Origin of the sequence: Glaciibacter sp. 2TAF33 (assembly GCF_052114945.1) — a bacterium.
Classification (GTDB): Bacteria; Actinomycetota; Actinomycetes; order Actinomycetales; family Microbacteriaceae; genus Cryobacterium.
The window spans coordinates 185,033-204,980 of record NZ_JBFRFS010000008.1; the positions used below are offsets into that span (position 1 = coordinate 185,033).

A 19,948-nucleotide genomic window follows, 5' to 3' on the forward strand; every position below is an offset into this window, starting at 1 on the left:
GACGCAGCGCTAGTTAGCGGGCCGCGATTGAGTCCGTGTCGACCACCGGTGCGCCCTCGGCGGTGTCACCCACGCGGGCGCGCACGTCATCGGGGTGTTCCACCGGCTTGCGCACGAAGAACGCCGCGCCGACCGCCAGCAGCGAGACGATCGCACCGGCCAGGAACGCCGCGCGCACCCCGCCGGCCACCGCGGGTGCGGCAGCCGCCCCTCCGGCCGCGAGGACGGCCGCCCGGGTGGACATGATCGTGATGAACAGGGCGGTGCCCGCCGCCCCGGCCACCTGCTGGACCGTGCCGAGGATCGCGCTCCCGTGGGAGTAAAGGTGCGGGCGCACGGCGCCGAGGGCAGAGGTGAACAGGGGCGTGAACACCAGGGCGAGGCCGGCGCTGAGGGTGAGGTGCGCGCCGAGCAGCATGAACGGCGACGTGTTCTCGGTGACCATGGTCAGCATCCACAACACCGCGCTCACGATGATCGACCCGGGCACCAGCAGCACCGCCGCGCCGAACCTGTCGTAGAGCCGTCCGACGACTGGTGCGAGCAGCCCCATCAACAGGCCGCCGGGCAGGAGCAGCAATCCGATCTGCACCGGCTCCAGCCCCAGCACCTGCTGCATGTAGATCGGAAGCAGGATGATGGTGCCGAACAGCGCGACCATCATCACGGCCATCATGGCGATCGAAACCGTGAACACGGGACTCCGGAAGGTGCGGAGGTCCAGCAGCGCACGGTCCGTGCGCTGGAGGAGCAGCTGCCTCACAACGAACGCGGTGAGTGCAATCGTGCCCACCCCGAGTGCGATCCACATCGGCGCCTGCGCGAGGGCGGCATCCGTACCGGGCTCCACGCTCGCCCCGATCTGGGTGAGGCCGTAGATCAGGCCGCCGAACCCGAACGCGCTCAGCACGACGGAGAGTACGTCGATCGGAACCCGTCGGGGCTCTGTGACGTTCTGCACCCGACGGATGCCGACCAGCAGCATCACGAGTGCGATCGGCAGGACAAGCCAGAACATCCAGCGCCAGGACAGCGTATTCAGGATCAGCCCCGAGATCGTCGGGCCGATGGCCGGCGCCACCGAGATGACGATGGACACGTTGCCCATCGTCTTCCCACGTTCAGCAGCAGGCACCAGCGTCATAAGGGTGGTCATCAGGAGCGGCATCATGATGGCGGTACCGGATGCCTGCACCACCCGGGCCACCAGCAGCACCTCGAAACCCGGGGCCAGTGCGGCGATCAGGGTTCCGGCGGAGAACAGGGACATCGCCGCGATGAAGACGGGCCGGGTGTTGAACCGCTGCAGCAGGAACCCGGTGATCGGGATCACCACCGCCATCGTCAGCATGAACGCCGTGGTCAGCCACTGCGCGGCCCTGGCATCGATCCGAAGGTCGATCATCAACTCGCGGAGGGCGACGCTCATGATGGTCTCGTTGAGGATGACCACGAAGGCGGCGGCCAGCAGCAGCCAGATGACACGGCGGTTGCGGGGACCGTGGTCGACCACGCCCTGGTGGTCCGCGGCACTCGAGATTTCGGTCACAGTGGGCTCCTGCCGGTGGGTAATGCGAAACGTCAGCAGGTCAGGAAACCAGCTCGCCCGCCTTTGTATTCCCGGTCGGGCGAACCGGCCCATCCGGCCGCTCTCACCAGCACCCAGCGTCAACCGGTAAGTTGGACTCCGGAATACTTGAGGCACCTCACCACCGACACGGTGCCGCACATACGAACCGGAGAGTCATGCCTGCCCCAGATCGAGTCCCAGACAAGCCCGCCCTCGAAGGGCTGGAAGCCAAATGGGAGACCGTCTGGGACGGCCAGGAGACCTATCGGTTCGACCGCGAGTCAGCGACCCGCGACGAAATCTACTCGATCGACACTCCGCCGCCGACGGCGTCCGGTTCGCTCCACATCGGCCACGTCTTCTCATACACCCACACCGACGTCGTCGCCCGGTTCCAGCGGATGCGTGGACGGAAGGTGTTCTACCCGATGGGCTGGGACGACAACGGCCTGCCCACCGAACGTCGCGTGCAGAACTACTACGGCGTGCGCTGCGACCCGTCGCTGGCCTATGTCGCCGACTTCGAACCGCCGCACCAGGGCGGCGAAGGCAAGAGCATCAAGGCAGCCGACCAGAAGCCGGTCAGCCGACGCAACTTCATTGAGCTGTGCGAACGTCTCACCCACGAAGACGAGAAGCAGTTCGAGGCCCTCTGGCGCACCCTGGGCCTCAGCGTCGACTGGACCCAGACCTACCGCACCATCGGCCCTGAGGCCCTGTTCACGTCGCAGCTCGCCTTCCTCGGCAACATCGAGCGCGGCGAGGCCTACCAGGCGATGGCTCCGACGCTCTGGGACATCACGTTCCGCACCGCGGTGGCGCAGGCCGAGCTCGAGGACAAGGAGCAGCCCGCCGCCTACCACCGCGTCTCGTTCCACCGGCCGGACGGCGAAACGATCGAGATTGAGACGACCCGCCCCGAGCTGTTGCCGGCCTGCGTCGCGCTGGTGGCGCATCCGGACGACGAACGCTACCAGGGCCTCTTCGGAACCACGGTGCGCACCCCGCTGTTCGACGTCGAGGTGCCGATTCTCGCCCACCACCTCGCCCAGAAGGACAAGGGCAGCGGCATCGCGATGATCTGCACCTTCGGCGATGTGACCGACGTGGTGTGGTGGCGGGAGCTCGACCTGCCGAACCGCACCATCATCGGCAAGGACGGCCGCATCATCGCCGAGGCTCCCGACGTCATCACCTCGGAGTCCGGGATCGAGGCGTACGCCCAGCTGGCGGGCAAGACCGTGTTCTCCGCCAAGCAGGCCGTGGCCCAGCTGCTCGCCGCCAGCGGCGACCTCATCGGCGAGCCGAAACAGATCGTGCACCCGGTGAAGTTCTTCGAGAAGGGCGACAAGCCGCTCGAGATCGTCTCCACCCGGCAGTGGTACATCCGCAACGGCGCCCGCGACGAGAAACTGCGCGGCCGGCTGCTGGAGCACGGAGCCGACCTGCAGTGGCACCCGGAGTTCATGAAGGTGCGGTACGAGAACTGGGTCAACGGCCTCACCGGCGACTGGCTGGTCTCCCGCCAGCGCTTCTTCGGCGTGCCGTTGCCGGTCTGGTACCCGCTCGACTCGGAGGGGAACGCGGTGTTCGACCAGCCGATCGTCGCCACCCGCGAGATCCTTCCGGTCGACCCGTCATCGGATGCCGCACCCGGCTACACCGAGGACCAGCGCGGCCAGGCACTCGGCTTCATCGGAGAAGTCGATGTGATGGACACCTGGGCCACCTCCTCCCTCACCCCGCAGCTGGCCGGCGGCTGGGAGCGGGATCCCGCACTGTTCGACCTGGTGTACCCGTACTCGCTGCGTCCGCAGGGGCAGGACATCATCCGCACCTGGCTGTTCTCCACCCTGCTCCGCTCCGAGCTTGAGCACGGCGTGTCACCGTGGCAGCACGCCGCCCTGTCCGGCTTCATCGTCGACCCCGACCGTAAGAAGATGTCGAAGTCCAAGGGCAATGTGGTCACCCCTGCCGACATGCTCGAGCAGCACGGCTCTGATGCGGTGCGCTACTGGGCTGCCTCGTCGCGCCTCGGCACCGATGCGGCATTCGACCCCCAGAACCCGACCCAGATCAAGATCGGCCGGCGCCTGGCGATCAAGATCCTGAACGCCTCGAAGTTCATCCTCGGCTTCGCGGGTGAAGCGGATGCCGCGGTGACGGTGCCCGTCGACGCCAGCATGCTGGCGCGCCTCGCATCCGTTGTCGACCAGGCCACCAGCGCCTTCGAGAACTACGACCACGCCCGGGCGCTTGAACTGACCGAGAGCTTCTTCTGGACGTTCTGCGACGACTACCTAGAACTGGTCAAGGAACGCGCCTATGGAGAAGCCGGTCCCGAGCAGGCATCCGCTGTGGCCGCCCTGAAGCTGGCCCTGGCCACCCTCCTGCGATTGTTCGCGCCCTTTGTTCCGTTCGCGACCGAGGAAGCCTGGTCCTGGTCGAACGATGGCTCGGTGCACCGTGCGGCGTGGCCGGTTCCCGGGGACCTCGCGGCGGCCCGCCCGGGCGACCCACTGCTGCTCGAGTTGGCCAGCCGCGCCCTCACCGGGATCCGGCGCGCGAAGACCGATGCCAAAGCATCCCAGAAGTCGGCCGTCACATCTGCTGTAATTAGCGGAACGACGGACGAGGTGACCCTGCTCGCGCAGGCCGCCTCCGACCTGAAAGCAGTTGGCCGCATCAGCGAACTTGAGTTTGTCGACGGAGACGAACTGAAGGTTACTGGCATCGTGCTCGACACGGTTCCTGAGAGTTAGGAGAAACGCATGACTGTACAGGTACGACCACTTGGTGACAAGGACTTCTTCGCCTGGCTGGGGCTCTGGGAGGGTTACAGCGAGTTCTACGAGAGCGACCTCACCGATGAGAAGGCGCTGCAGGTGTGGAGCTGGATCATCGACAAGAACCACGACCTCGACGGCGCAGTCGCGTTGAACGACGACGGCGAGATGATCGGGTTCGCGCTGTACCGCGAGTTCCCCCGCACGCTCAGCGGCGACCGCGGCTTGTTCCTGGACGACCTGTTCGTCGCGCCGGACTCCCGGAGCACCGGTGCCGGTCGCGCCCTGATCGATTTCGTCAAGGACTACGCCAAACAGCACAAGCTGAAGCAGATCCAGCTTGTCACCGCCGCGGACAACGAGACGGCGCAGCACCTGTACGACGAGATTGGCACCCGCACCGAGTGGGTCACCTACGAGATCGAAGTCTAGGTCCCGATGCAGCTCGGAACACGCTGGCCCATCGGCGGTGAGCTGCCGCCGAATCTGCCCCACGTGGTGCAGGTTGCGGTGCACGCCGTCGAGGAGGAACTCGACGCCGTCGGCGAAGACACCGGTGCCTGGCGCTGGACACTGACCTGGCTGGAGGGCAAGCCGGTCATCGAACTCGACGACGGCACCGTCATCCGCTACAACGCGGGCGAAGACAGCGCCACCATCACGCAGCCCTCCGTCGTCATCGACGACGAGGACGACTGGATCTAAGTCCGGTCGGTAGTCGAGCCTGTCGCGGTGCTCGAGCCTGCCGAGACCCGCGCGATGATCTCGCCGTGCGGCATGCCGAACCAGCCGTCGGGGTTCTTGGCCCAGGCGCGCCACGCCGCGGCGATCGCCCGCAGATCGGCCAGGTCGGCCACGCCGGCCTCGATGGCGTGCGCGGCGAAGCTCGACTCCAGGGCCCGCACCGCCCAGGATTCGCCCCACCACTCCCGTTCGGCGTCGGAGGCGAAGCACCAGATCGAGGCGCTGGAGACGATGTCGGTGAACCCGGCCAGGCGAGCCCAGGCTTTCAAGGCGCGACCGGCGTCGGGGTCTCCCCCGTTCCAGTAGTGCACGTCGCGGTACACGGTCATCCATGCTTCCAGGCCCGGCGACCGCGGATACCAGGTCACTCCCCCATAGTCCACGTCGCGGGCGGCGAACACCCCGCCGGGCTTCAGCACGCGGCGCACCTCCCGCATCGCGGCGACGGGGTTGGCGACATGCTGGAGCACCTGGTGGGCGTGCACGACGTCGAATGAGTGGTCCGGATAGTCCAGGGTGTAGAGGTCGCCGACCTGGAAGACGGCGTTGTGCACTCCCTCGTCGAACGCGAGGCCGGTGGCCTGCTCGATGATCTCAGCGGATGCGTCGATCCCCACGACCTGCCCCGGCGCCAGGCGTCTGGCCAGGTCGACGGTGATCGTTCCCGGGCCGCATCCCACGTCGAGCAGGCTGAGCCCCGGGCGCAGGTGCGGCACGAGATACGCCGACGAGTTCTCCACCGTGCGCCAGGTGTGTGAGCGCAGCACGCTCTCGTGATGACCGTGGGTGTACGCCTCGCGTGGCGCCACCTCCGGGCCCTCCGGGGACTCTCCGAAGTCAGAAACAGGATTCATGCTCAGAGCCTACGACCGCCCCACCCCCGCGAACCCGCACTTGTTGGGGTTATCCGCGCCTCATAAACCCAACTACTGCGGGTTCGGCGAGGGGTTAGGCCGACTTCTCCTCGCGACGCGCCTTGTGGGGGACGATCGTCGGCGCGGCGTTGTCGAGCACGGCCTCGCGGGTGACGACCACCCGGGCGACCTCGGTGCTCGAGGGCACTTCGAACATGATCGGTCCGAGCACTTCTTCCATGATGGCGCGGAGACCCCTGGCGCCGGTCTTGCGGAGCACCGCAAGGTCGGCGATCGCCTCCAGGGCCGCCCGGTCAAAGTCGAGTTCGACGCCGTCGAGCTCGAACATCCGCTGGTACTGTCGCACCAGGGCGTTCTTGGGGACCGTGAGGATCTGCATCAGCGCCACCTGGTCGAGCTGGGTGACGGTGGTGACGACCGGGAGACGGCCGATGAATTCGGGGATCAGCCCGAATTTGTGCAGGTCTTCCGGCAGCACCTCACCGAACAGGTTGACGTCGTCGCCCTTGCTGTGAAGGGGTGCACCGAAGCCGATGCCCTTCTTACCGGCCCGCTGGGAGATGATCTCCTCCAGCCCGGCGAAGGCGCCGGCGACGATGAACAGCACGTTCGTGGTGTCGATCTGGATGAATTCCTGGTGCGGATGCTTGCGGCCGCCCTGCGGCGGGACCGAGGCGACCGTGCCCTCGAGGATCTTGAGCAGCGCCTGCTGCACGCCTTCACCGGAGACGTCCCTGGTGATCGACGGGTTCTCGGCCTTGCGGGCGATCTTGTCGATCTCGTCGATGTAGATGATTCCGGTTTCGGCCCGCTTGACGTCGTAGTCGGCAGCCTGGATCAACTTCAGGAGAATGTTCTCGACATCCTCACCGACGTACCCGGCCTCGGTGAGTGCCGTCGCATCCGCTACCGCGAAGGGAACGTTGAGGCGCTTGGCGAGCGTCTGCGCGAGGTAGGTCTTGCCGCAGCCGGTCGGGCCGATCAGCAGGATGTTCGACTTCGCGATCTCCACGTCGTCGTGCATCGCGTCGGCGTCGCGGAGCGTCCCGCGGGCGCGAACCCGCTTGTAGTGGTTGTAGACGGCAACGGCCAGGGCGCGCTTGGCGGCTTCCTGCCCGATGACGTATTCCTCGAGGAAACCGAAGATCTCCTTCGGCTTCGGGAGGTCGAAATCCCCGGAACCTTCGACTTCGCCGGCTTCGGCGAGTCGCTCCTCGATGATCTCGTTGCACAGTTCGACGCATTCGTCGCAGATGTACACACCGGGGCCGGCAATGAGCTGCTGCACCTGCTTTTGGCTCTTCCCGCAGAAGGAGCACTTGAGCAGGTCGGCGCTTTCGCCTATTCGGGCCATCGGTCAGCCTCCTCCATCGGTGTCTTATTGAGCCTAGCCTGTGAGAGTGACAGATGCTCGCAGGCCCGGCACAATGTGAAACGGCGCGCCGCGCAGGTGGCGGCGCGCCGTTGCCGAACGGCCCGGTGCTCTATTTGACCAGCACCGGAACGTTCTTGCGCGACGTGAGGACCTGGTCGATCAGGCCGTACTCGAGCGCTTCGGACGCGCCGAGGATCTTGTCGCGGTCGATGTCCCGGTGAACCTGCTCCGGTGTGCGGTTGGAGTGGTGGGAGAGCGTCTCCTCGAGCCACACGCGCATGCGCTGGATCTCGGCGGCCTGGATCTCGATGTCCGAAGCCTGCCCGCCGCCCTGGCCGCCGACCGACGGCTGGTGGATCAGGATGCGGGCGTTCGGGAGGGCGAGGCGCTTGCCCTCTGTTCCGCCGGCCAGCAGGACAGCGGCCGCTGACGCGGCCTGGCCCAGGCACACCGTCTGGATGTGCGGACGGATGTACTGCATGGTGTCGTAGATCGCCGTCATCGCGGTGAACGAACCACCCGGGGAGTTGATGTACATGACGATGTCACGGTCGGGGTCCTGGCTCTCTAGCACCAGCAGCTGCGCCATGACGTCGTCAGCGGATGCGTCGTCGATCTGCACGCCGAGGAAGATGATGCGGTCCTCGAACAGCTTGGCGTACGGGTCCTGGCGCTTGTAGCCGTATGCCGTTCGCTCTTCGAACGTCGGCAGGATGTAACGGGCTTCGGCGGGGCGAGCGACGCCGCCCGCGGCCGGGAGGCCGAAATTGTTGAATTCCATGTTCGTGCTCTCGTCCCTACTTCTTGTTCACTGCGTCGGTTACGGATTCGTCGGTGCCGCCACCGCCGACCACTTCGGAGGCGAACTCGCGCAGGTGGTCCACGAAGCCGTACTCAAGGGCTTCCTGGGCGGTGAACCAGTTGTCGCGGTCGTTGTCGATGAGAATCTGTTCGACGCTCTTGCCGGTCTGCTCCGCGGTGAGTTCAGCCATCCGCTTCTTCATGTCGAGGATGACCTTGGCCTGGGTCTGGATGTCGGCGGCCGTGCCGCCGAAGCCGCCGGACGGCTGGTGCAGCAGCACTCGCGCGTTCGGGGTGATGTAGCGCTTGCCCTTGGTGCCCGAGGAGAGCAGGAACTGCCCCATCGAGGCGGCCAGGCCGATGCCGACGGTGACGATGTCGTTCGGCACGAATTTCATCGTGTCGTAGATCGCCATGCCGGCGGTGATCGACCCACCGGGCGAGTTCACGTACAGGTAGATGTCCCGCTTCGAGTCCTCTGCGGCGAGCAGGAGGATCTTCGCGCAGATCTCGTTCGAGTTGTCGTCACGGACCTCTGAGCCGAGCCAGATGATGCGGTCCTTCAGCAGTCGGTCAAAAACACCGGGAGTGGGTGTCTGTTCGGCCATGTCGCGCTCCGTTTCAGTTATCGTTCGAATTGAATCTATAGGAGCCAACGCGGCAGAACTGCTCTGTTCGCCCTCGGCAGATTGCGCGGCGCGCCCGACCCACGCGCGTCGGCATTCGCCAGAGGATGCGTCCTCCACAGGGCCGCACGGGCTCGGTTTGTCCCCCGATCGCAGTGATTGCTGCCACGACACGGCGGCACGAACCCACAATCGTCGGATGCAACGCATACTCAGCCAGGACATGGCACGATTCGGGTACCTCGCCCGGCGAGCACAGCTCTACGACCTCGGCTACTCCGAACGTGACCTGAGGCGAGGGCTCGACGGCCGCCGGTTGTGGCCGATAGGGCGGAGTCGGGTGGCGCATCCCGGTGCCGACGGTCGCGCGACTCGAGCAGTGGCTCTCGGCGGTCGCCTGGCTGCCGGTTCTGCCCCGGCCAGCTATGGGGTGTGGGTCACGCGTCCCGACGGCCTTTGGGTCGCCGTTCCGCAGGACGCGAGCCGGGTCCCGCCCTTGGGACCGGGCGAACACCGGCTGCGGCCGCGGGAGCATTTTCCGCACACCTCCGACCGGCAATAGCGCATGTCGCTGCGGGACTCGCTCGCGCATTTCGCACGACTGGCGTCGCCCGATGACGTGGTGGCTTCGATCGACAGCGCACTCAACGCGGGACTTGTGCGGTCCCGGCAGCTGGACGACGTCTTCGGTGTGCTGCCCCGGCGACTCCGCCGACTGCGGGCGCGCATCAACGGCCAGGCGGACTCGGGCCTTGATACCCTGCTTCGGCTGGCCGCCGAGCTCGATGGCGGCCGACGGCACGATGACGAGCTCTCGCGCGACGAAGACGCCCGCCGTGACGCGGAGCTCATCCTCCTCGGCTTTCGCCGGCAGCGCTTTCGCTCGTCCCAGGTGCCCGCGCCGGATATTCGCGGCACCGGAAACCGGACGGAACCCGCTCAGACACGCAAACTGTCCGGTTTCGAACGACGGATGCCGATTCTGGCCGGTTTTCGTGGCGCCAGGCCGCAGAAGGGCCGGGCGTCTCCGACGCCCGGCCCTTCTTCGGCTGGTGACAACCGGGTGATGCTACTTCTTGGCTGCGGCCTTCTTCTTCGGCTTGGCCCCGGCTTCGGGCGCCTCGTCGGCCGGTGCGGCGGCGTCGTCGGCAGCGTCCGTCGCCGACGCGTCAGCGGCATCCGCTTCAGCAGCCTCGCCGTCGGCTGCGTCGGGGACGGCAACGAACTCGGTGAGGTCGATCGTGGCGCCGTTGGAGTCGACGATCTCGGCCTTGCCGAGGACGATGGCGAGCGCCTTGTTGCGGGCGACCTCGGCGACCATCGACGGGATCTGTCCGTTGCTGGAGAGCGCCTGCACGAACTCGCTGGGGTCCATGCCGTACTGGCTGGCGCCCTGGATCAGGTACTGGGTGAGCTCATCCTGGCTCACCTGCACCTTCTCGGCCTCGGCGATGGTGTCGAGCAGGATCTGCTGGCGGAACGTCTTCTCGCTGGACTCGGTGACCTCGGCGCGGTGTACGTCGTCTTCGAGGCGGTTCTCGCCCTCGAGGTGACGGTGCACCTCGTCTTCGATGATCGCGGCCGGAATCGGAACCTCGACCGACTCGAGGAGTTTCTCGATCAGCTGGTCGCGGGCCTGGCTGCCCTGGCCGAAGGTCTTGGACCGCTCGACCTGCGTCTTCAGGCTGGCCTTCAGCTCGTCGATGGTGTCGAATTCGCTGGAGATCTGTGCGAAGTCGTCGTCGGCGGTGGGAAGCTCGCGCTCCTTGACGGCCAGGACGGTCACGGTGATCTCGGCGGTCTCGCCCTCGTGGTCGCCACCGAGGAGGTTGGAGTTGAAGACGGTGGTCTCACCGGCGGTGAGCGAGTCGAGGGCTTCGTCGATGCCCTCGATCAGTTCGCCGGAACCGAGCTCGTAGGAAATTCCGTTGGCGGTGTCGACCTCGACGCCGGTGATTGCTGCGACCAGGTCGATCTGCACGAAGTCGCCCGTCTTGGCGGGACGGTCGACGGTGATGAGCGTGCCGAAGCGGCTGCGCAGGTTGTCGAGTTCCTCGGTGACTTCCTCGTCGCTGACCTCGACGGCGTCGACGGTGAGCTTCAGTCCCTCGTAGGCGGGGATTTCGATCTCGGGGCGCACGTCAACCTCGATCGAGAGCAGCAGGTCTCCGGAGAAGTCCTTGTCGCTGGGCCATTCGACGATGTCAGCCTCGGGGCGACCGAGCGGGCGGAGCTTGTACTCGTCAACGGCCGAACGGTAGAAGCCGTCGAGTCCCTCGTTGACGGCGTGCTCGAGCACGGCCGACTTGCCGACGCGCTGGTCGATGATGGGCGGCGGAACCTTGCCCTTGCGGAAGCCGGGGATGTTCATTTCCTCGGCGATGTGGCTGTAGGCGTGGGTGATGCTGGGCTTGAGCTCCTCGGGTGTCACCGCAATGGTGAGCTTGGCGCGCGTGGGGCTCAGCTTTTCGACCGTGGACTTCACGTGGGGACTCTCCTGTATCTGGAACGATGTTCTGGGTGATGGTCGGGGCGACAGGATTCGAACCTGCGACCTCTCGGTCCCAAACCGAGCGCTCTACCAAGCTGAGCTACGCCCCGGATTGCCATCTTGCTCAACCCGCTGGGGCCACCCTCTTGGCGCGCGAACGAACTCACGACAGGCGGATTGACCTCGGTCAGTCTAATGCACCTCGACCGGCGCGGAATGCAGGTTGGCTGGCAGCAGCTGGCCCGAAACCTGTACTACGATATTCGAGTGCCTCCGGGGAACCGGCGGACACGGGGATGTGGCTCTATGGTAGAGCCTCGGTCTTCCAAACTGATGGAGCTGTCCCCACGATCCGAAACGCTTTACGGATCGGCCAACAACTGAATACGAAATCCCGGCGGAAACCCGTCGGATTCGGGGCTGTAGCTTAGTGGTAAAGCCTCTGTCTTCCAAACAGATGATGCGAGTTCGATTCTCGTCAGCCCCTCCAACCTGATCACGCGGGTTCGATTCCCGTCATCCCCTCCGTACCGGCCGGATGTCCAGCCGCAGCCTCCAGTGCGAGCACCGCCTCCTGGAGGCGTGAAGCCCGAACCTCGGGTGTTCTCGCCTTCACGATCCGCAGTATCACCGTGTAGCGTTCGGTGCGCCCCAGGCTGCCGAAGGCGCGCTGCGCTTCCTGGTTACCGGCGAGAGCCGCCTCGAGGTCGGGTGGAACGGTGGCGTTCCGTTGCGATTCGTAGGCGGATGCCCACCGGCCGTCCGCCTGCGCGGCTGTGACTTCGCGAAGGCCCGGCTCACGCATCCGTCCCGCTTCGATCAGCGCATCGACCCTGTCGACGTTGATCCTCGACCAGGAGCCGCCCGGCCGCCGACGCGAGTACCTCTGCAGGTAGCGGGTCGCATCCAGTGGTTTGCGCTGGCTGTCGATCCAGCCGAAACACAGCGCCACATCGAGCGCCTCGCCGATCGTGACCGAAGCCCGGCCGGAGTTCTTCTTTGCGATTATCAGCCAGGCGCCGGCCGATGACTCGTGGTGGTCGGCCAGCCAGGACTCCCACTCGGCGGCATCGCTGAATTCCAGGATGTCACCGCCGCCCGGCAGGTCCATCCTCGGCTACTCCCCCCGCAGCGTCGTGAGTGCCTTGTCGATCCGTCGCTGGCGGGTATCCGCGGTCTTCGCTCCGATGATGTCCAGGGTGAACCGGCTTTGAGCGCTGTAGGAGAGCCTGTCGAACGCAGCTTTGGCGGCGCCATCCGCGGCCAGGGCGTCGGCGAAGTCCGCCGGAACCTCCGCCTGGCGCGGCGCGGAGTCGACCTCGAGTGTGACCTCGACCTCTTCGTCGCCGGTGAGGCCGGATGCCTGCCGGTGCGCAGCACTCAGCGAGATCATGTACTCGCCTCGATACGGCGCAACGGTGTTGCGGTAGCTGTAGTCCCCGATCGTCACGACGACCGGCACCCGTTTGCCCGCACTGAAGCCGGCGACCACGTCGTCGGGAACCGGGATTCCGGAGTTGTTGCCGAGCAGCCGGAGGCGGGTCGTGAACGTGGTCATGACCGCTGTTCCCACGTCGCGGCCACGGCGCGCTCGATGACGGGGTACGGCACCGGCTCGGCCAGCGGGAACGTCAGGGTTCCCTTGTCGCCGCGATACCGGGCCAGGTCGCCCTCAAGCTCGCCCTCCATGGTCGGTATCGCGTAGATGGCCACATGCCGCTTCCAGCCGGCGAAGTGGATCCGGGCTTGACCTATCGACACCGTCGGCATGCCGTAACTGATCGACTCCGCAGCGCCAGGGGCGGCGCCGCTCACTGTTCTGCGCACCTCCTGCAGCACGGCCTGGACGTCCTCCGGGAAGGTTGCGATGTATTCGTCGACGGATGCGGGGGTTCTGTTCATGACCTCCACCTCTCGGGTTTGGCACGAGTGTAATGCCCGACAGGCCCGGCAACCAGTGCGAAAAGAGCCACCGGCACCCTAGTCAGGGCCGCCGGCCAGGAGCACAATTGAACAATGACGGACCCTCCGGTCCCCTCACCCGACGATCCCGAGTCGGTTTCCCCGTCGGTGCGCGCCCAATTGCTCGCGACCGAGCACTGGAGCCTGCTGGCGTCGCGCAGCACCACCCAGGCCGAAGTGCTCACCCGCATCAGCATCTTCCTCACCCTCACGTCCGCTGGCCTGGTCAGCCTCGCGCTGGCCGGCCAAGCCATGCACTTCGATGGGATGTTCCCGCTGCTGGCGATCATCGTGGTGGCCATCGTGTTCCTGGTGGGCGTACTCACCCAGATCCGGGTGGTCAATGTCGGATTCGAGGACTTGTCGTATGTGCTGGCCATGAACCGGCTGCGCGCCGCCTATGCCGAGCTCGACCCCGGCATCGTGCCGTACCTGATGAGCTCGCGATTCGACGACCGGCCCGGAAGCCAGCACACCTACTTCATGCTGGCCGAACGGTCTGGCGCCAACCACGTTGCCGGCAGCAGCATGGTGCTGATCATCACGGTCAACGCGACCCTCGCCGGCCTGTTCGTCGCCGGGATCGCCGCGGCCCTTGCGGTTCCGGGTTGGATCGCACTGGTGGTCGGACTCGTCGCCGGGGCGATCTACCTGGTTGTCTCGGTGGTCAGGGGCGGCCGACGATTCAGCCGCGTCTGGACCACCTACTCACCCGGGTTCCCCTCCCCGGCCCCGCACAAGCGGCCCCGCTAGCCGCTAGTGCTGCAGGAACGCCAGGACGGCGAGAACCCGTCGGTGGTCGGTGCCGGAGTCCTCCAGCTGCAGTTTCTGGAAGATCGCGGTCACGTTCTTCTCCACCGCGCCGACGCCGATCACCAGGGCCTTCGCGATGCCGGTGTTGGTGCGGCCCTCGGCCATCAGTCCGAGCACCTCGCGCTCCCGCGGGGTGAGGGCCGCGAGCGGGTCCGTGCGGCGCGCCAGCAGTTCCCGCACCACCTGCGGGTCCAGCACCGTGCCCCCGGCGCTGATCCTGTCGATCGCGTCCTTGAATTCGTCCAGTGAGGCGACCCGGTCCTTGAGCAGGTACCCCATCCCGCCCTCCCGCACAGTGCCGCCGGCGCCTCGCCCACCGGCGCCGCCGGCAGAGAGCAGCTCGTGCGCGTACGTGCCCTCGACGTACTGGCTGAGCAGCAGGATCCCCATGCCAGGGATGCGGCGGCGCAGCTCGATCGCCGCCCGCACTCCCTCGTCGCGGAACGTCGGCGGCATCCTCACGTCGAGCACTGCGAGGTCCGGCCGCACCTGTTCCACCTCGGCCAGCAGCGCGTCGGCGTCACCGTATGCCGCTGCCGTTTCGAAACCGGCCTCACCGAAGAGCCGGATCAGCCCCTCGCGCAGCAACACCGAATCTTCGGCGAGTACCAGCCTGAGCGGAGTGGGGGTGTCCTCTGTCACCCACTCAGGATAGGGGGATCGAGCTCTCCGCCGTGTCGGTCAGCGGGATGTGCGCGCCGATGGCAGTAGGGCCGCCGACCGGGCTGTCGATGCTGAGGATGCCGCGGAGGCCCCGCAGCCGCTCGTCCAGGCCGCGCAGTCCGTGGCCGTCGGCGAAGACCGCGCCGCCAACGCCGTTGTCGATGACCCAGATATCCAGCCAGGTGGTGTCGCCGTCCGGTACCCGGCGGAGGGCCGCATGCAAGCGGATGCCGGTGGCCCTGGCGTGCTTGGCGGCGTTCGTCAGCAGTTCGGACGCGACGAAATAGGCACTTCGTTCGATCTCGGAGGGCAGCCGCAGCTCGGGGTCGAGGTTCATCTCCAGCTGCACCGGAACGGTGCTGCGGGCGGCCAGGGATTCGAGCCCGGTCACCAGCCCGCGGTCTTGCAGGATCGGTGGCACCAGCCCGCGGGAAAGGGCACGCAGCTCTTCCAGGGTGTCGTGGGCCTGGCCACGGGCTTCAGTCAGGAGCATCCGGGCGGCGCCGGGATCTGAATCGAGTTTGCGTTCGGCGCTGGCGAGGTCCATCTGCAGGCGCACCAGGCGTTGCTGCGGACCGTCGTGGATGTCGCGTTCGAGCCGGCGGAGGGACTGGTCCTCTGCGGCGACGGCGGCGCCCCGTGACGCGGAGAGGTCGGCAACCTCGCGTTGCAGCGCCTCGGAGCGCCACGCACTGAGCATCCCCCGAGCCACCGCGTAGTGCAGCACGGTGAACCCCCGGGTGATGAACGGCAGGGTCACCAGGAACAGCGCGCCGACCGCGAACTCGAGCACGCTCTCCCCCAGGTACGGGTCGATGGTGAACGAGTTTCCGGGGAACGTCCAGTCGAGGATGACCTGGTGCAGCCAGAGGTTCTGCTCATCGGTGGGCAGGAACCTGCCCCAGAACCAGGACGTCACGCCTCCCAGCCCGACCGACAGCCACACCACGGTGACGACCCAGCTGACCACCCCGAGGATGAAGTTGACCACCATGCCGTGGAGCAGGTACAGCCAGTAGTGGCCGTTCACGAGGGGGCCGAGGATCGCGCGAAGCGCGGTGTTCGGTTCGCCCTTCGGCTCCCACTGCGGCTGGCGGATCTCCGGTTGGCCGGCCCAGCGCAGGCGCACCACCTCGAGCATGCCGAACCCGCGCGCGATGTACAGGCTGACCACGATGATGAACAGGCCCACGAAGATCGCGATCATGCCGACGCCGGTGAAGAAGACCGCGCTGAGAACGGAAATCGCGGCCACCACGATCGGCAGGGTGAGGAGCAGGAAGCCGAGTTCCCGCGGAACCCTCGCCCACAGCGAGCCGTAGCCGGCTCGGCGTGCGGTAACGGGTTCGTGGCTCATGGTGTCCAGCGTGGCAGATGCCGGGGCAGTTTCAGTGGTCATATCCCCACTCTGGCCGGGCTGCTCCCGGCGGGGCAGAGGGCAGGCAACCAAAACGGTGCGGGGGAAAACCCCCGCACCGTGCAGGTGGGCGCGCGCGCTGACCGCGCTACAACGCGTTGTGGGTGAACCGGCCGGCGATCAGCGTGGCGGCCACCGGCATCCGCCGCAGGTCGTCAACGGATGCCGTGAACGGGTCGATTTCGACGACCGCCAGGTCTGCCACGTCGCCCACGGCAACGGTGTGTCGTCCGCGCGCCGACGCGGCCAGCGCCGCCTGGCGGGAGATCGCCTGCTCGGGGTGCCACGGCTCCCGACCGGCCCGGCTGCGCCCGACCGCGGCGGCCATGGTCACCCACGGGTCCAGCGGAGCGACCGGTGCGTCGGAGCCGAGCGCCAGGTGCACCCCCGCGTTCAGCAGGCTCGCCAGCACGAACGCGCGATCGGTGCGGCCGGCCCAGAAACGATCGGCGACGTCACGGTCATCCATGGCGTGCTCCGGCTGAACGCTGGCCACCACGCCGAGGCGGGCGAATCGTGGGATGTCGGACGGCGCGAGCAACTGGGCGTGCTCGATACTGCCAGGCCCCGCGAGTTCTTCACCGGCGCTGCGTTCTTCACCGGTGTTGAGTTCTTCAAATGCGTCCAGCGCCAGCGCGTTCGCGTGGTCGCCGATCGCATGCACCGCCGGCCGGATGCCGGCCGAGACGGCCGTGCGGAGGTGCGCGAGCAATGCCTCCGGCGGTACGTTCAGCACTCCGCGCGAGCCGGGTTGCCCTTCGAGGCCGGGGTACTCGTCGAAGCAGTATGCGGTGCGGGTGTTCAGCGACCCGTCGGTGATCACCTTGTACGGCCCGACGGTGAGAAGCCCTCCGGTGCCGGGGATCAGGTCCCCGGTGCGCAACCCCGCACCCACGGCGCGGGAGAGGTCGGCGGTGTAGATCCCGAATTCCACGCGCAGGGAGTCGGTTCCTGACGCCATCCGGCGCTGCCAGTGCTCCAGGTTCCAGGTCATCTCCAGGTCGACGACCCCCACCACACCGCGCGCTGCCGCGGCGTGCGCGGCTTCATCGGCCCACGCATCCATCACGGCGTCGTCCACGGTGTCGATGGCGCGTTGCACCGCGAAACAGTCGTCCTCGCGCAGCAGCCCGGTGGGGTGGTCGGCGAACCCGTGCCGGGCGAGTGCCGCCGAGTTCAGCCAGCAGCAGTGCAGGTCGCCGCTGACCAGGACCACCGGTACCGATCCGGAGACGGCGTCCAGCACACCGCGACCGGGCGCATCCGGCCACAGGCCGTCACGGAATCCGAAACCGACCAGGGACTCCCCCGACCCGCCGGCGGTGAGCCGGTGGCCGACCAGCGTTGCGGCTGCCGCGGCGGATGCCGCGGAGCTGACGTCGAGGCGACGGCTGGTCTGTGCCCACTGGCTGAAGTGAACATGGTTGTCCCAGAGTCCCGGGATCACCCAGCGCCCTGCGAGGTCGAGTGTCGTCGCGCCGCTCGAACGCCCGGCGCGTTCATCGGGGTCGATGTAGCCGATGCGCCGCACCCGGCCGGCACCAAGCTCGAGGTCGAGCAGATCGTCGCTGCCCGGCAGGCGGGCGTTGTGCAGAAACAGGCTCATGCCGCCAGCCTCACCGGTTGAGGCGGTCATGCACGCGACGCATTTCGGCAGCCAGGGTCGGGCTGGCGTACGGGCCGTCGCCCTCCAGCTCGGTGAGGATTCGTTCGACCGTCCCGGCCGGCTTGTTCTGGCTCATCTTGTTCTTGGCGACGAATCGGTTGACCTTCAAGCGGAAGCCGACCGTCCCGGTGACGATCCGGGCGGCGTACTCGGCGTTCTCCACGGTGCCGTTCATCCGGCGCGGCTCCGGCAGCCGGTCCTCGAAGTGGTCGACGAGCCGCTCGAGCACGCCGAGGTTCTCCTCGTCGGTCAACAGCTCCGGGGTGCCGTAGAGGTGCGCGACGACGAAGTTCCAGGTGGGCACCGCCGGCCTGGCGTCGTACCAGCCCGGAGAAATGTAGCCGTGCGGGCCCTGCACGATCACCAGCAGTTCGTGTCGGCCCAGTTCGTGCAGCTGCTCATCCGGCCGGCCGACGTGGCTGAGCAGGACCAGCTCATCGCTCGCACTCTCGGCCGACTCGTCCAGGATCACCGGATAGTGGGAGGCGACGAGATCGCCGCCTGCCGTGTGGCTGACCATCGTCACCCACGGGTTCTCCCGCACCAGCCGTTTGATCTCCGCCAGCTCGCCCAACACGAAGCTCGGATTCTGTCTCATTCGTCCCTCGATCTCAGCTGTGCAGGGGCACGCCACCGGCGGCCGGGTGGGTGACTACTTCTGGCAGAACGGGCACCAGTACAACTTGCGGGCGCCCATTTCTTCCAATGCGATGTGGGTGCCGCAGACCCGGCACGGCAGGCCCTCCCGCTTGTACACCCAATGTCGGTCCGCCCGGTTGGCCATCGCCAGCTTGTAGGCGTCATCGTCGAGGTCGTCCATGGTCATCATCTGCCCGGTCGCGACGCCGATCTTCAGCAGGTGTCCCCAGTCCTTCCAGAGATGCCGAACGGAGTCCTCGGCGAGCGACTTTCCGGGTGAGTGGGGATTGATCCGCGACCGGAACAGCAGTTCAGCGCGGTAGACGTTGCCGATTCCCGCGACCACGCCCTGGTCCATCAGCAGCAAGCCGACCGGGGTGGGCTTCTTCAGCACCGTGGTGGTGAAACGGTCTTCGGCCTCCGGTGACTGGTCGAGGATGGGATCGGGTCCGAGTTTCGCGATCACCGCATCGACCTGGGCGGGGTCGAGCACCTCACACGCGGTCGGTCCGCGGAGGTCTGCGGAAACGGCATCCGTCAACAATCGCAGCCGCACCTGGCCCACCGGCTGGGGCGGGAAGGTATCGAGTTGGTCGATCTCCTTCTCCTGCTCGGCCATTCGCAGCCGGGTGCGCCGCGGGGCGCCGATCGAGTGCATCGAGTTCTCGCCGGCGGCATCGAAAATAGGCGTGTCGAGGGATGCCTCGTCGAGAGTGGTGCCGCGCTGGTTGGTCTGGCCCATCCGGCCGTTGGCGGATGCGATCGTGGCGTCCATCAGGATGTCGCCGGCGAAGTCCCACGCCCCGTACATTCCGAGGTGAACGCGGAGCCAGAGGTGGTTGTCGAACTCGAGGAACATCTGCTTGCCGACGGACTTCGCGTCGGTCATCACGTGTCCGTCGAGTTGGGCGGCGCCGGCGGCGAAACGACCCTGCGGCGAGCTGACCGCAACCTGCTTGCCCACGAAGTTGCGGGCGAACTGCCGGGTGATGCGGTGGACGGAGTGACCCTCAGGCATGGTTAGTGACGGATGCCTTTCCCCGCGATGTCGCCGGTCGTCTCGTATTCGGCCAGTTGCGCGATGCGTCGCGCGTGCCGCTCCTCGTTGGAGAACGGTTCGGCGATGAACGCGTCGATGAACGCCGTCGCATCCTCGACCGTGTGCTGGCGGGCGCCGATCGAGATGACGTTCGCGTCATTGTGCTGGCGAGCCAGTTGCGCGGTGCTGATGTTCCAGACCAGCGCGGCCCTGGCGCCCTGCACCTTGTTCGCGGCGATCTGCTCGCCGTTGCCGGAGCCGCCGAAGACGACGCCCAGCGCCGGAATCCCCTCGGCCTGGTCGTCGACGACAGCCTGCGCGGCATTGATGCAGAACGCCGGATAGTCGTCGAGAGCGTCGTACTCGGCCGGGCCGTGGTCGACGACGTCGTGTCCGGCGTTCGTCAAGTGCTCGATCAGGAAGCGGCTGAAATCCAGACCCGCGTGGTCGGTGGCGATGTGGATACGCATGACAGCAGTCT

General features: G+C 66.9%; 20 protein-coding genes and 2 tRNA genes. 6 read left to right on the plus strand and 16 right to left on the minus strand.

Annotation, left to right across the window (positions count from 1 at the left end; genetic code table 11):
* Positions 1 to 13: 13 nt before the first annotated feature.
* Complete coding sequence (locus AB4Y94_RS10115; protein WP_441727689.1) at positions 14 to 1,549, minus strand: MDR family MFS transporter; 1,536 nt, start codon at positions 1,547 to 1,549, stop codon at positions 14 to 16.
* A 197-nt stretch (positions 1,550 to 1,746) separates the two neighbouring features.
* Here AB4Y94_RS10115 and valS point away from each other — a divergent pair, with 197 nt between their 5' ends.
* From valS to AB4Y94_RS10130, 3 genes are read left to right on the plus strand one after another with little or no spacing between them, the layout of a single operon-like run.
* Positions 1,747 to 4,332 (plus strand): valine--tRNA ligase, encoded by a 2,586-nt coding sequence (gene valS, locus AB4Y94_RS10120; protein ID WP_441727690.1) that lies wholly within the window; start codon positions 1,747 to 1,749, stop codon positions 4,330 to 4,332.
* Positions 4,333 to 4,341: 9 nt separating this feature from the next.
* Positions 4,342 to 4,788 (plus strand): GNAT family N-acetyltransferase, encoded by a 447-nt coding sequence (locus tag AB4Y94_RS10125; protein WP_441727691.1) that lies wholly within the window; start codon positions 4,342 to 4,344, stop codon positions 4,786 to 4,788.
* A gap of 6 nt (positions 4,789 to 4,794) precedes the next feature.
* Positions 4,795 to 5,061, plus strand: a complete 267-nt coding sequence (locus tag AB4Y94_RS10130; RefSeq protein ID WP_441727692.1) for a hypothetical protein — start codon at positions 4,795 to 4,797, stop codon at positions 5,059 to 5,061.
* Here AB4Y94_RS10130 and AB4Y94_RS10135 read toward each other — a convergent pair.
* The 4 genes from AB4Y94_RS10135 to AB4Y94_RS10150 all read right to left on the minus strand — a co-directional run bounded on the left by AB4Y94_RS10135 (position 5,058) and on the right by AB4Y94_RS10150 (position 8,759).
* Entirely contained in the window at positions 5,058 to 5,954 is an 897-nt protein-coding gene (locus AB4Y94_RS10135) for a methyltransferase domain-containing protein (protein WP_441727693.1), read from the minus strand. The genes AB4Y94_RS10130 and AB4Y94_RS10135 overlap by 4 nt on opposite strands.
* A 94-nt stretch (positions 5,955 to 6,048) precedes the next feature.
* A complete protein-coding gene (gene clpX / locus AB4Y94_RS10140; RefSeq protein ID WP_441727694.1) occupies positions 6,049 to 7,329 on the minus strand; it encodes an ATP-dependent Clp protease ATP-binding subunit ClpX in 1,281 nt (426 codons plus the stop codon).
* A 130-nt stretch (positions 7,330 to 7,459) separates the two neighbouring features.
* The gene (locus tag AB4Y94_RS10145; RefSeq protein ID WP_441727695.1) at positions 7,460 to 8,131 is read right to left on the minus strand and encodes an ATP-dependent Clp protease proteolytic subunit; all 672 of its coding nucleotides are present in this window, start codon (positions 8,129 to 8,131) and stop codon (positions 7,460 to 7,462) included.
* 16 nt (positions 8,132 to 8,147) lie between these two features.
* A complete protein-coding gene (locus tag AB4Y94_RS10150; RefSeq protein WP_441727696.1) occupies positions 8,148 to 8,759 on the minus strand; it encodes an ATP-dependent Clp protease proteolytic subunit in 612 nt (203 codons plus the stop codon).
* A 217-nt stretch (positions 8,760 to 8,976) separates the two neighbouring features.
* Between AB4Y94_RS10150 and AB4Y94_RS10155 the strand changes: the two genes are divergently transcribed.
* Positions 8,977 to 9,339, plus strand: coding sequence for a hypothetical protein (locus tag AB4Y94_RS10155; protein ID WP_441727697.1), 363 nt, complete (start codon positions 8,977 to 8,979; stop codon positions 9,337 to 9,339).
* Positions 9,340 to 9,846: 507 nt separating this feature from the next.
* Here AB4Y94_RS10155 and tig read toward each other — a convergent pair.
* A complete protein-coding gene (gene tig / locus AB4Y94_RS10160) occupies positions 9,847 to 11,262 on the minus strand; it encodes a trigger factor (RefSeq protein WP_441727698.1) in 1,416 nt (471 codons plus the stop codon).
* A gap of 39 nt (positions 11,263 to 11,301) precedes the next feature.
* Positions 11,302 to 11,378: transfer RNA gene (locus AB4Y94_RS10165), tRNA-Pro, on the minus strand.
* A 306-nt stretch (positions 11,379 to 11,684) separates the two neighbouring features.
* Between AB4Y94_RS10165 and AB4Y94_RS10170 the strand changes: the two genes are divergently transcribed.
* Positions 11,685 to 11,758, plus strand: a tRNA-Gly gene (locus AB4Y94_RS10170).
* A gap of 6 nt (positions 11,759 to 11,764) precedes the next feature.
* Here AB4Y94_RS10170 and AB4Y94_RS10175 read toward each other — a convergent pair.
* From AB4Y94_RS10175 to AB4Y94_RS10185, 3 genes are read right to left on the minus strand one after another with little or no spacing between them, the layout of a single operon-like run.
* Positions 11,765 to 12,379, minus strand: coding sequence for a YdeI/OmpD-associated family protein (locus AB4Y94_RS10175; RefSeq protein WP_441727699.1), 615 nt, complete (start codon positions 12,377 to 12,379; stop codon positions 11,765 to 11,767).
* 6 nt (positions 12,380 to 12,385) lie between these two features.
* The gene (locus AB4Y94_RS10180; RefSeq protein ID WP_441727700.1) at positions 12,386 to 12,826 is read right to left on the minus strand and encodes a YdeI/OmpD-associated family protein; all 441 of its coding nucleotides are present in this window, start codon (positions 12,824 to 12,826) and stop codon (positions 12,386 to 12,388) included.
* A complete protein-coding gene (locus AB4Y94_RS10185; RefSeq protein WP_441727701.1) occupies positions 12,823 to 13,170 on the minus strand; it encodes an iron chaperone in 348 nt (115 codons plus the stop codon). Before AB4Y94_RS10185 ends, AB4Y94_RS10180 begins: the two co-directional genes overlap by 4 nt.
* 114 nt (positions 13,171 to 13,284) lie before the next feature.
* Here AB4Y94_RS10185 and AB4Y94_RS10190 point away from each other — a divergent pair, with 114 nt between their 5' ends.
* Positions 13,285 to 13,983: a hypothetical protein gene (locus tag AB4Y94_RS10190; RefSeq protein WP_441727702.1), complete on the plus strand. Its 699-nt coding sequence runs from the start codon at positions 13,285 to 13,287 to the stop codon at positions 13,981 to 13,983.
* 3 nt (positions 13,984 to 13,986) lie between these two features.
* On the opposite strand, the gene AB4Y94_RS10195 is transcribed toward AB4Y94_RS10190, so the two are convergent.
* The 6 genes from AB4Y94_RS10195 to AB4Y94_RS10220 form a co-directional block, all read right to left on the minus strand.
* Positions 13,987 to 14,685: a response regulator gene (locus AB4Y94_RS10195; protein WP_441727703.1), complete on the minus strand. Its 699-nt coding sequence runs from the start codon at positions 14,683 to 14,685 to the stop codon at positions 13,987 to 13,989.
* Positions 14,686 to 14,689: 4 nt separating this feature from the next.
* Entirely contained in the window at positions 14,690 to 16,105 is a 1,416-nt protein-coding gene (locus tag AB4Y94_RS10200) for a sensor histidine kinase (RefSeq protein WP_441727704.1), read from the minus strand.
* A gap of 106 nt (positions 16,106 to 16,211) precedes the next feature.
* Positions 16,212 to 17,729 carry an amidohydrolase gene (locus AB4Y94_RS10205; RefSeq protein WP_441727705.1) on the minus strand — a complete coding sequence of 506 codons (1,518 nt, stop codon included), beginning with the start codon at positions 17,727 to 17,729 and terminating at the stop codon, positions 16,212 to 16,214.
* Positions 17,730 to 17,739: 10 nt separating this feature from the next.
* Positions 17,740 to 18,387, minus strand: a complete 648-nt coding sequence (locus AB4Y94_RS10210) for an FMN-binding negative transcriptional regulator (RefSeq protein ID WP_441727706.1) — start codon at positions 18,385 to 18,387, stop codon at positions 17,740 to 17,742.
* Positions 18,388 to 18,441: 54 nt separating this feature from the next.
* Positions 18,442 to 19,446: an Fpg/Nei family DNA glycosylase gene (locus AB4Y94_RS10215; RefSeq protein WP_441727707.1), complete on the minus strand. Its 1,005-nt coding sequence runs from the start codon at positions 19,444 to 19,446 to the stop codon at positions 18,442 to 18,444.
* A gap of 2 nt (positions 19,447 to 19,448) precedes the next feature.
* Positions 19,449 to 19,937, minus strand: a complete 489-nt coding sequence (locus AB4Y94_RS10220; protein WP_441727708.1) for a ribose-5-phosphate isomerase — start codon at positions 19,935 to 19,937, stop codon at positions 19,449 to 19,451.
* Positions 19,938 to 19,948: the final 11 nt, after the last annotated feature.